Genomic DNA, 12329 nt, shown 5'->3' on the forward strand with positions numbered 1-12329 from the left:
ACTGGTCCTTAAGCCAGGCGCCGCGACTGATCTGCAGATCAGCGTGCACCCTTTCGACGAACACGGGCGGCGGGCCTTCACCGTGCACGCCCGCACCGGTGATCACCCGCACAGCCGAACGAGTTGGACCGCGCATGCCAGCGGCTTACTGAGCAACCGCCCCCCTGAGCGGTCTTCGCCAGCGTCGAATAGTGAAGCGGTCGTAGCCGCCGTGGATCAAGACGTTTTCTATCAGCAGCTGGCCCAGTACCGGCTGCATTACGACGGCGCCTTTCGCTCGTTGCGGGGAGTCGGCCGCCATCCGGGGCTGCCTGACACCGTTTATGCCGAGGTGGTCCTGCCGGCCGATACCGATATCACGGGTTACGGCATTCACCCCGCCCTGCTCGATGCCGCGCTGCACGCGTTGTTCGCGGCGCTCGATGACTCCGGCCCTGGCATCGATCCGATCGCGCCGCGACTTCCATCGGCTTTTGCCGGAGTTACCCTGTGCGCGATCGAAGCCACCTGCCTGCACGTCCAGCTCACCCGCACCGACGCCGACACCTTCACCCTGCACGCCACCGACCCCGCCGGCGCCCCGGTCATCACGATCGACTCCCTGTCGCTGCAAGCTCTGCCTGACCCCGACACTCTTCAGCCCGGGATCGAGAATTCACAGGAGGGCTTATTCGAATTGTCCTGGCCGGCGCTGTCGCCGGAATTGCCCGCCCCGACGGCGCCACCGGCATGGACGTTGGTCAGCGAGCAACCTGAACTTTTCCCGGAAAGTTCGACCGCGCAGCGGGTGTATTCCGATGTGGCCGCAGTAGATTCGCCGCTGGCGTTGACGGTGTGGGATATGGCGTCGCTGCAGCCTCAAGGAGAGCACCTCGATCCGCTGCAACAAATGCATGCGTTGACCCGCCGCACGTTAATTTGGCTGCAAGACTGGCTGGCCCGCGGTCCCAGTGCTGAAGCTCACTTAGTGATCGTGACCCGACGGGCCATCAGCACAGCCCCCCAGGACCGCGCCCCCGACTTGGCTCATGCCGCGGTGTGGGCGTTGGTACATACCGCACAGAACGAACACCCAGGCCGCATCACGACCGTCGACATCGACAGCACCGATGCCGCCAAGGACACGTTGGTACGGATATTGGCTGCCCTCGCGGATCCGCACCGGCGAAGCGCCATAGAGCCCCAAGTTGCCTTGCGCGACGGTGTGGTCCACACCCCGCGCCTGACCCCGGCCCGGGTACTCGCGGGCCCCCTCACGTTTGATCCTGACGGCACGGTGTTGATCACCGGGGGCACCGGGACGCTCGGTGCGATTTTCGCTGAGCATCTGGTACGGGATTACGACGTTCGGCATCTGGTCTTGGTGTCGCGCAGCGGTATGAAGGCTGCCGGGGCAGCTGATCTTGATGAGCGCCTTCACGGGCTGGGCGCCGAGGTCAGGATCACCGCCTGCGACACCAGCGATGTTGATCAACTGGCTGCGGTGTTGGCCGGCATTCCCGGCCAGCATCGGTTGTCTGGTGTCGTCCACGCCGCCGGAGTGCTCGACGACGCGGTCTTCAGCGAGCTGACCAGCGAGCAACTTGCCAACGTACTGCGCGTAAAGGCCGACGCCGCTTGGCATCTCCATCAGCTCACCGAGGATGCCGGGCTGGATGCGTTCGTAATGTTCTCCTCGGCTGCAGGAGTTCTGGGGGCTCTCGGGCAAGCCAACTACGCGGCTGCTAATGCCGCCCTGGATGCCTTGGCTCAACAACGGCACCGCAGCGGATTGCCGGGAACGAGTTTGGCGTGGGGATACTGGCAAACCGCGAGCGCGATGACCGCGCACCTTGATGCGGTGGACCAGGCGCGGTTCACTCGTAACACCCTGACTCCCATCACCGTCGAACACGGCTTGGCGTTGTTCGATGCCGCGCTGGCTTTGCGCCGACCCAACCTGATCCCGAGCCCGTTCAACGCCCGCGCACTGGCTCGCGAAGCGCGCCAAGGCGCTTTGCCGATCATCTTGTCGGCCCTGACGACTGCCCGCCGATTTGCCGCCACCGCTGCCCCCGCCGAGACGTTGAGCAGACAGTTGGCCGGCCAGAACCCGCAACAACAACTAGCCACTCTCACCGACGTCGTTGTGAGAACCACCGCCGGGGTACTGGCACACCGCGACCCGGCCACTCTCGATCCCGACCTTCCGTTCAGGGATCTCGGCATGGACTCGCTGAGCGCACTTGAACTCCGCAACACGCTGACCCGCCGCACCGGAATACCCCTGCCCGCGACTCTGGCCTTCGACCACCCCACACCCGCCGCGGCCGCCCGCCACTTGGCCGGCCTACTCGCCGCCACGACAGATGCCGACGCGGGATCCACATCAGATGCCAATGCGGCTGGCCCGGTTCTGGGTCCGCAGGCGCGCCCAGCGCGGTTGCCGTTGTCGTTTGCCCAACGCCGCTTGTGGTTCATCGAACAGACTGTTGACTCCACACCGATCTACAACATTCCCATCGCGGTGAGGTTGACCGGTGAGCTGGACGCGCAGGCGCTTCGGGAAGCCATCGGCGACGTGATCGAACGCCACGAGAGCTTGCGCACCCTGATCATTGACGAGCAGGGCACTCCGTATCAGCGAATACTGCAGACCGGCGAATACGAACCGGTTTTCACTATCGTCGATGTCGGTGACGAACAACAGATCACCAGCCAGATATGCACTGCCGCAAGCTATCTGTTCGACCTGGCCGACGAGATCCCGATCCGCGCCGAGTTATTGAAATCGTCGGACCTCGAACACGTCCTTGTCGTCGTCATTCATCACATCGCGGCAGACGGCGCCTCGATGATCGCTTTCTTTTCTGACCTGGTGCGTGCCTACACCGACCGCAGCGACGGCCACCAGCCCCGTTGGTCGCCGCTGTCACTGCAATATGCCGATTACACGCTGTGGCAACAAGAGTTCCTGGGCAGCAGCGATGACCCGGCCAGCGTGCTGGCCCGTCAGCTGTCGTACTGGTATTCCGAACTTAAAGGCGCGCCGGAGGAAACGGCGTTGCCGTTTGACCGGCCCCGTCCCACCCAGCAGTCGTTTGCCGGTGATGTGGTTCATTTCGTCGTCGACACCGATCTGCAGGAACAAGTCAGACAGTTGGCGCAGCGTTGTGAAGCGACGGCGTCGATGGTCTATCAGGCAGCGCTGGCGGTGCTGCTGAACAAACTTGGCGCCGGCGATGACTTGACGATCGGTAGCCTCATGAGCGGGCGCACCGACGCTGCGCTCTACGAGCTCGTCGGGTTTTTCGTCAACACCTGGGTGTTGCGCGTCGAGACAGCGGGAAACCCCAGTTTCGTCGAATTACTTGCTCAGGTCAGACAGAAGGCACTGGCTGCTTACAACCATCAAGACGTTCCCTTCGAACGCGTGGTGCAACGACTGAATCCCACCCGCTCAGGGGCTCATCACCCGCTCTTTCAAGTGGCTCTCGTTTTCCAGAACACTCAGTTGCCGACGATGAAGTTCCCTGGTCTGTGGGCGCAATCAATGCGCACTCATTCGCATGGCGCGAAATTTGATCTCCAATTCGAAATCGTCGCCCCGCAACAACCGCTGGATAAGGCCCGGCAACCTCTCCCGGCAAGCGTCGAGTACTCCACTGACGTGTTCGATCGCGACACGATCACCGCGATCGTTGATTACTACCTGCACATTCTCGGTGCGCTGACCGCCGACGCCGAACTACGGTTGTCCGCTGTCGGACTACCGGATCGGGCCGCTCACGGTGCCCTGGATGAGTGGAGTAACCGGACAGTTCTCGACCGCCTGCCCAGCGACGGGCGGGCATCGATACCGGCGCTGTTTGCCGCCCAGGTGCAGCGCGCCCCAGAAGCACTTGCGTTGACCTTCGACGGCATGTCGCGGAGTTACCGGGAACTCGATGAAGCTGCTAACCGTCTTGCTCACCTCTTGGTCGGTCGGGGGATCAGGTCTGGCGATGTGGTGGGACTGATACTGGAGCGCTGCCCTGAGGCCGTCGTCGCAATGCTGGCGGTACTCAAGAGCGGCGCCGCCTATCTACCGATCGACCCGACCACACCCGACGCCCGCGTTGATTTCATCATCGGAAACGCCATCCCTTCGGCCGTGATCACCAGGGCGAGTTTCGCGATCCAACTGCAAAGACCTGACCTGGTGATCATCGATGTGGATGACGCGGCGATCACAGATTGCTATCCTTCAGAACCGTTGCCGGCACCTTCTGCCGACAGCATCGCCTACATCATCTATACCTCCGGTACCACCGGTAGGCCCAAAGGCGTTGCGATTACTCACCGCAACCTCGCCCAATTACTATCGTCACCAGCACCTTTCATGCCGTCAGCGGGTCAAACGGCAATCCAATGTCATTCGTACGCCTTCGACTATTCGGTATTCGAAGTTTGGGCCGCACTCCTGCACGGCGCGCGGCTGTTGGTGATCCCAGAGTCGATCACCCACTCGCCCAACGACTTTCACGCGTTGCTAGTCTCGGAAAGAGTCAATCTGTTGACTCAGACCCCTTCTGCGGTAATGGTTTTGCCGACCGAAGGCCTGGAATCGGCGGCGCTGGTGGTCGGCGGCGAAGCTTGCCCCGCCGAGGTAGTGGACCGATGGGCCGCCGGGCGGGTCATGGTCAATCTGTACGGCCCGACCGAGACCACGGTATACGTATCGATGAGTGCGCCCTTGAAACCGGGCTCGGGGTCGCCGCCGATCGGTCGCCCGGTGTCGGGTGCGGCGTTGTTCGTGCTCGATAGATGGTTGCGCCCGGTGCCTGCTGGGGTGGTCGGTGAGTTGTACGTGGCCGGCACCGGAGTGGCCTGTGGGTATTGGCGCCGACCGGGATTGACCGCATCCCGGTTTGTGGCCTGCCCCTTCGGCGGGACCGGCACACGGATGTATCAGACGGGGGATCTGGTGCGATGGGGCGCCGACGGCCAGCTGCACTACGAGGGGCGTGCTGACGAACAAGTCAAGATCCGCGGACATCGCATCGAGCCATCCGGAATCGCGACCGTCCTGTCCGAACTCGACGGGGTCGAGCAAGCTGTGGTGGTCGCCCGGCAGGACCAACCGGGCGACAAACGCCTGGTGGCCTACTTCACCGGTACCGCAAATCCAGCCGATATCCGTCGTTCGCTGGCTACCAGGTTCCCGCCGTACATGGTGCCCGCCGCCGTCGTAGCGCTGCAGGCGCTGCCGTTGACCGTCAACGACAAATTGGACACCCAAGCCCTGCCTGCTCCTCAGTACGGCGACACAGACACATACCGCGCCCCCACCACCGCCATGGAAGGCATGCTGGCCACCGTCTATGCCGAGATACTCGGCATAGACCGGGTCGGCATCGACGACTCCTTCTTCGACCTGGGCGGCGACAGCATCCTGGCGATCCAAGTCGCCGCCCGGGCACAGGCCGCCGGAATCAGCTGCTCACCGCGTGATGTCTTCACCGCTCAGAGCATTGCCGGGCTGGCCCAGGTAGCCCGGTTCGCCAGCCAGGACCACAGCGGGACGGATGACGGCGTCCGCGAGGTGATCGCGACACCGATCGTCGTCCAGTACGCCCGCGACAGCGCAGGCACCGCCGCACCTGGCACCGAACACCTCCAACTGCCCACCTTCGCGTCCGTGCACGGCCACGGTTCCGCCGAGGTGCACGCGCGCGAACTCACCCTCGACAAGTTCATCGACGCCACGACGCTGGCAGAGGCGCCGAATCTGCCACGGTGCGGCATCCCGGCGCAAACGGTATTCCTGACCGGCGCCACCGGCTTTCTGGGGCGATATCTCACGCTGGACTGGTTGCGGCGGATGGAACTGAACGGCGGCACCCTGATCTGTATCGTGCGAGCCGAGTCCGATCAACACGCACGGCGACGGCTGGATGACACCTTTGACACCGATCCGAAGCTGTTCGCTCACTACCGGGAACTGGCCGCCGACCATCTGGAAGTGATCGCCGCCGACAAGAGCCGGCCGCTGCTGGGTCTGGACTTGCCAACGTGGCAGCGGCTGGCAGACTCTGTCGACCTCATCGTCGACCCTGCGGCCCGAGTCCACCACTTACTGCCCTACAGCCAGCTGTTCGGGCCCAACACGGTGGGCACGGCCGAGCTGATCCGGCTGGCGCTGACCACGCGCCTGAAGCCCTACCTGTACGTGTCGACTGGGTCGGTGGGCGAGCCGCTCGACCGGTCGGTGTTTACCGAGGCCGCCGACATCCGGGTCGTCAGCCCGACTCGCTCATGTAATCACGACTACGCAAACGGCTACGCCAACAGCAAATGGGCCGGCGAAGTCCTGCTGCGGGAGGCACACGACGATTGCGGCCTGCCAGTCGCGGTGTTCCGCTGCGCCGGGATTATCGCCGACACCAGCTACGCTGGCCAACTCAACCTGCCGGATAACTTCACCCGGTTGATGATGAGTGTGATCACCACCGGCATGGCGCCCAACTCGTTCTACCAGCTCGACGCGGACGGGCAGCCGCAGCGTGCCCATTTCGACGGCCTCCCTGTCGAATTCGTGGCCGAGGCGATCAGCACGCTCGGCGCACAGGTGGCCGACGGGTTTCACACCTATCACGTGATGAATCCGCACGACGACGGCGCCGGTCTCGACAGATTCGTCGACTGGCTGATCGAGGCCGGTTACCCGATCCGGCGGGTCGGGGACTACTGCCAATGGTTGCAAAAGCTGGAAAACAGACTGCGCAGCCTGCCGGATAAACAGCGCGAGTGCTCGCTGCTGCCGCTGATGCTACTGACGCAGGATCAACCGGACCCTCCACCGCCCCCACGCGGTTCGATCGCGCCGAACGAACTGTTTCGAGCCGCGGTTCAAGAGGCCAAAATCGGCCCTGACAACGACATCCCACGGATCACCGCGCCGATCATCGTCAAGTACGCCACCGATCTGAAGTTGCTCGGACTGATCTGAAACCGGCACCGCAGAAAGCGTGCCAAGTTAGGCCGGTAGGCCAGGGTACTCTCGGGAAAGCGACGCGTACGGGGTGGGCCAACCGTTGCTGAGGACGAGATCACGATGGGCGGCGGGCTGGTTCGGGTGGCGGCGTGTTCCAAGTCACGCCGGAGGAACTCTAGCGCAGGCCAACAGATCTCACAGATCAGTAACGACCTGAGAAGCGGGTCCGCGGTATCAATGCCGACCGCGGTCGCATGCCCTGGCTCGCCAACCGATGCGACACTCCAGGACTTCGCTGCGCAGGCGTGGGCCGCCGCCTCGGCGGTGTCAGGATGAATTGCTCAACGAGCTCACCTCAGGCAAAACGCCCACCGCCGGCGAGCTGGCCGAACTGGGCGGGGCGAGCATGTCCACATACCGCAGAATCAGTACACCTACCTGCATTCCCTGATGGAGGGGATGAACGGGATGAGCGTCGAGCAGATCAGCAGCCTCGGGAGCCAATTGGATTCCGGGACAAGGCAGTTCGTCCGGGATCCCTCGCAAATTCGATGCAGATCATGAGTAATTCCCAGGTCGGCGACAAACTGGAGACCGGCGGCATGAGCACCCTGCCACCCCAGGTCCAGAGTCTGCTCAGGGACAAGCTGGTCACGGTGTTGCGCAGTGACGTTGGAAAAGGCGGTGGTTACCTTTTCCCGAGAGGTCGCGAACTGCAGGAGTTCACCCGCTTCATGGACAACGGCGACAAAACCCGCGCATGGGAACCGACATCGACCGCGGACTCACCAACCGCACTATGACGACCTGAAGCACACCTGTGAATTGGTGAAACTCGGGGTCGGACTGGCATCGCTCAACTGGGAGTTGGCGCCGTTCCTCAAGGCTCTGGTACCCGATTCCGGATTGCTGTTCCAGCAGCCTGTCGCAAACGTGGTGAATCCCGACATGTCGAAACTGTCTGACATACGCAACCAGAACATGGAGATACCGGTTCCACTGAAATACGCCATGTTGCTGGGGTATCTGCGCAACCATCCGGTGGATACCGGTCGATTCGGCGGCCTCTTCGGTCCCGACGGATTGCCGGACTGGAATGACGTCCTGAGTCGCCCCGGCTCCATCGATCAATTATGGCCGAAACCGAATTCGCCCCAACTCGAACTGTATTCGCGATGGCACGTCGGCTATAGCGAGGGACAATCGGCAACACCGGGACCCAGGACGAGGACGAGCAGCAGCGCTTCATCGACGACATCGTGGCGGGGGCCGTCTTCATCAACGGAATGACGGTGTCGTACCCGGAGTTGTCGTTCGGCGGCGTCAAGCGGTCAGGTTATGGCCGCGAGCTGGCGGGCCTGGGCATTCGCGAGTTCTGCAACGCCAAGACGGTCTGGATCGGCAAGAGCGACACCGCCGAAGCCGCCGGGGGCAAACGGTGGAGTGACCCCGGCGCGCGGTCGGTCGGTCGCCGGACTTGGGCTGCAGCCAGCGATCTAGGGGTCGAATGAGAGCCCGTCGATACCGGTCGCGCCGAACAGCCCGGAATCGCCGCCGACACCGGCATTGCCGTTGTTCACGCCAGTGCCGCCATTGCCACCGTTACCGCCGTTCCCGAACAACACGGCGTTGCCACCCAGGCCGCCGGAACCGCCGCCACGTGCGGCGTCCGGTAACCCGGAGCCGCCGGCGCCGCCGGCGCCACCGATGCCGAACAACAGGCCGGCATGACCACCGGCTCCACCGGATCCGCCGCCACCGAACACACTGACCGCGACGCCCCCGGCGCCGCCGACGCCGCCGTAGCCCAGCAGCACGGCGTTGCCCCCGCGCCCGCCTGCGCCGCTGACATCGACACCGAACCCACCCGTCCCGCCGGCCCCGCCGCTGGAGATGAACAGGCCGGCGGCCCCGCCGTGCCCGCCGGCGCCGCCGGAGCTGCCGAATCCACCCATCCCGCCCTGCCCACCGCCACCAAAGAGCAGACCACCAGCGCCGCCGGCTCCCCCGGCGCCGCCGGTCCCGCCGGCGTACCCGCCGGCCCCGCCGGTGCCACCGTTGCCCAGCAGCCACGCGCTTCCTCCAGCGCCGCCGGCACCGGCCCAATTGCCCTGCCCGCCGACTCCTCCGTTGCCGCCGCCCGCGCCGACCAGGCCGGCGACCAGTCCGCCGCGACCGCCGGAGCCACCGTTTCCGCCGGTCCCGGCGATATCCAGTCCACCGGCTCCCCCGATACCGCCGGCGCCGAGGAACCGACCGATCCCACCGGCCCCACCGGAACCGGCCTGGCTGAACGTCGAAGCGCCGCCCGAACCGCCCGTTCCGCCGTCACCCAACAACCACCCGCCGGCCCCGCCCGCGCCACCGGCACCGCCACCCGCCAGCAACGAATTGCCGCCAGCACCCCCACCGCCGCCGGACCCCCACAGACCGGCGGCACCACCGGCTCCGCCGGGCAGACCCTGGCCGCCCGATCCGCCGGCCCCGCCGTCCCCGAGTAACCAACCGCCAGCTGATCCGTTCAGTCCGCTGCCCGCTGCGCCGGGAGCGCCGTTGCCGATCAGCGGCCGCCCGGTGAGGGCCTGAACGGGCGCATTGACCGCATTGAGCGTCTGCTGCTGCAAAGCGTGCAGGGGCGAGGCGCTGACCGGGGCGTTGAAGCCGTCGAGTCCCAACAGCAGGCCCGCGGTTCCGCCGAAGCCGGCTTGGCCGGGGGTCCTGCCGGTTCCGCCTACTCCGCCGTTGCCGCCGTTGCCAATGAGAGTGGCGTCGCCGCCGGCCCCGCCGCGTCCGCCGCTGACCGGGCCGGCGCCGCCGGTTCCACCGGCTCCGCCGCTGCCCATCAAGACGCCGCCCCTACCGCCGTCGCCGCCGGCCCCCCCGGAGTCGAGGAACAGGCTCGACCCGCCCGCCCCACCGATGCCCCCGTTGCCCAGCAAGCCGGCATTGCCGCCGTGTCCGCCCGCCCCGCCACCACCGTAGTTGCTGGAACCTCCGGCCCCACCGGCACCGCCACTGGAGAACAGCAGGCCAGCGTTGCCGCCCGCCCCGCCGGCCCCACCCATGCCAGCGGCGCTCGACCCGCCAGTGCCACCGGGACCACCGGGCCCGAAGAGCAGCCCAGCGTTACCACCGTGCCCGCCAGCCCCGGCGGCGAGGATTGGCGCAGACCCGCCGGCACCTCCGGCGCCACCGGGCCCGCCGAGCCAGCCGGCGTTTCCGCCGGCACCGCCGGCCCCACCGGTGCCCGGGCCGGCGCCGGTCCCCCCGACACCGCCGTTGCCGCCACCGGCGCCGATCAGACCACCCAGCAGGCCACCGGCACCACCGGCACCACCGGTACCGCCGCCGACACCGAATCCACCCGCACCGCCGTTGCCGCCGGCGCCGAACAACCCCCCGACTCCGCCTGCCCCGCCATTGCCGCCGGGGCCCAAGGAGCCGTTTGCACCCGTACCGCCCGCGCCACCGTTGCCCCACAGCCACCCGCCGGCGCCTCCGGTGCCACCGGCACCACCGGCACCGGTGTTCACCGTTCCGCCGCCACCACCGGCCCCGCCAGTGCCGAACAACCCCGCGGCCCCGCCATTGCCGCCACGCTGGCCCGCCGCACCGGACCCGCCTGCACCACCATCACCGAGCAACCAACCGCCCGGTGCTCCCTCCTGCCCCGTTCCCGGTGCCCCGGACTCGCCGTTGCCGATAAGCGGACGCCCGGTAATTGCCCGAACCGGGCCGTTAACCGCATCGAGCAAACCCTGCAGAGGTGACGCGTTGGCGGCCTCCGCGGCGGCATAGGCGCCGACACCAGCGGTCAGGCTCTGCAAGAACTGGCCGTGATACTCCGCGGCCCGCATGCTGACGGTCTGATAGTCCTGGGCGTGCGCAGAAAGCAGTGCGGCGATGGCCACCGACACTTCATCGTCAGCCGCCGCCAGAAGTCCCGTGGTTCGGGCGGCTGCGGCCGTGTTGGCGCCCGCCAGCGCGGTGCCCAACCCCGCCAAATCGCTCGTCGCTGTCGCCAGCACCTCGGGCAGCACAAGCACAAACATCATCAACGACCTCCGACCACGTCATGTTGCCGACCATGTAGCCGAAGCGCTTTTCCGAACTCCTGCGGAGATCGTGAAATGCCTGTTCAGGCTGTTTGGAGCGACAGCAGCGCGGTGCTGTTCCAGTCGCCGGGGTCCGGCGGGCCGGAGTGTGCTTCGGGAAAGTTGGGGTGGTGAGCTTCAGGGTGTGGCTGGCGGCCGGGAGGATCGCCAGAGCCGATTCGATGATGTGATGCTGCGCTCGGCGATCAGCCGCCGGTAAGCAACATCAGTGGCTGCTACCCGAGCAGGGTGGGACCGCTCTGCCGGTCGTGATTACATCAGTCCTCCTGCTGCACCGACGAGTAGTCGAGGTCCATCTCGCTCACGGTGCGACCACGCGCGCCCGCCGATGGTCTCCAAGCGGCGCATGCCCTTGTCGTTGGAGTACTGCAACATGTCATCCACCGACAGGTCAAACGGAGGATGTTCAACTCCTGCGTAGCGGGCGGGATGCTGCGCTCGACGCAAATCCTGTTCCACGTTTAGTAGCCGGTCAGCGCCAACTTGCCTTATCGATGTGGTTCCAGGTGACGGATGCCCACACCTGAGCGGCGGCGACGGATCGATCGAGAGGGCGTCGAGGCAGTCAGCTGATCTGCTCTGATCGCTGGGCCGGGTCGACCGTGGGATGCTGGCCGGAGAATGCCGCGGCCAGCACTGCAACGAGGCGGCGCACCGCCAGGGCCGGCTGCTCGGGCGTGGGCTCGTCGAGTCCGAGGACGGGATCCAGGCCACGCATGTAGGGGGCCAGCGCCAAGTGGGGAAAGATCATGAGCAGCAACGACAACAACGCGTCATTGTCGGAATCGGGACGCAGGTCGCCGCGGACCTGCGCGGCGTGCACCAGCGGCCGCAGCACTTCCAGGTAATGGCGGTGGATGACGCTGCGCACGCTAATGCGCGCATCGGTGTCGACCTCCAAGGTGGCCGCGGCGTGCAACGCCCGTTCCCGCGGATGCTCGGCGTAATAAGCGACCCAGCCGTCGAGCACGTCGACCAGGAACTCAAAGAACGGCCGGCTCGGGTCCAGCTCGCGAATGAGCTGCTCCATGCAGGCCCGCACCCGCTGGCTGCCGAGATCGGCGATGTACGCAAAAAGGTCACGCTTGTCCGCGAAGTACTGAAACAGGCTGCCCTTGGCGACCCCCGCGCGGCGGGCGATGACGTTCAGGCTGCCATTGGAAAATCCGTGCGCGCCGAATTCGGCCTCTGCGGCTTACTCGATGGCGGCGCGCCGAGCCGGGTCGACCCGCGCCCAAGTCACCGTGGGCATGACCCCT

At 65.9% G+C, this 12329-nt stretch carries 4 protein-coding genes and 3 pseudogenes; 4 read left to right on the forward strand and 3 right to left on the reverse strand.

What is annotated here, in order from left to right; all coding sequences use genetic code 11:
- Nucleotides 1–82: 82 nt before the first annotated feature.
- From AC5Y7D_RS27610 to AC5Y7D_RS27625, 4 genes and pseudogenes are all read left to right on the forward strand, one after another.
- A complete protein-coding gene (locus AC5Y7D_RS27610) occupies nt 83–6970 on the forward strand; it encodes an amino acid adenylation domain-containing protein (protein WP_499929128.1) in 6888 nt (2295 codons plus the stop codon).
- A gap of 321 nt (nt 6971–7291) precedes the next feature.
- A complete protein-coding gene (locus AC5Y7D_RS27615; protein WP_499929130.1) occupies nt 7292–7519 on the forward strand; it encodes a TPR repeat domain-containing protein in 228 nt (75 codons plus the stop codon).
- Nucleotides 7459–7758, forward strand: coding sequence for a TPR repeat domain-containing protein (locus AC5Y7D_RS27620; RefSeq protein ID WP_499929132.1), 300 nt, complete (start codon nt 7459–7461; stop codon nt 7756–7758). Before AC5Y7D_RS27615 ends, AC5Y7D_RS27620 begins: the two co-directional genes overlap by 61 nt.
- Before the next feature lie 405 nt (nt 7759–8163).
- Nucleotides 8164–8355: pseudogene (locus AC5Y7D_RS27625) on the forward strand (aldehyde dehydrogenase family protein); the annotation flags it as partial.
- A gap of 96 nt (nt 8356–8451) precedes the next feature.
- Here the strand turns inward: AC5Y7D_RS27625 and AC5Y7D_RS27630 are convergent.
- The 3 genes and pseudogenes from AC5Y7D_RS27630 to AC5Y7D_RS27640 form a co-directional block, all read right to left on the reverse strand.
- Nucleotides 8452–11010 (reverse strand): PE family protein, encoded by a 2559-nt coding sequence (locus tag AC5Y7D_RS27630; protein ID WP_499929113.1) that lies wholly within the window; start codon nt 11008–11010, stop codon nt 8452–8454.
- A 317-nt stretch (nt 11011–11327) separates the two neighbouring features.
- Nucleotides 11328–11637: pseudogene (locus tag AC5Y7D_RS27635) on the reverse strand (R2-like ligand-binding oxidase); the annotation flags it as partial.
- A pseudogene (locus tag AC5Y7D_RS27640) lies at nt 11636–12322 on the reverse strand (TetR/AcrR family transcriptional regulator). The pseudogenes AC5Y7D_RS27640 and AC5Y7D_RS27635, both read right to left, overlap by 2 nt.
- Between the last annotated feature and the right edge of the window lie 7 nt (nt 12323–12329).

It is taken from the genome of Mycobacterium sp. NGS49 (assembly GCF_059812565.1).

What these genes read in the sequence shown, in the direction of transcription:
- AC5Y7D_RS27630 (WP_499929113.1), bottom strand. Translation starts at nt 11,010, where the DNA reads ATGATGTTTGTGCTTGTGCTGCCCGAGGTGCTGGCGACAGCGACGAGC.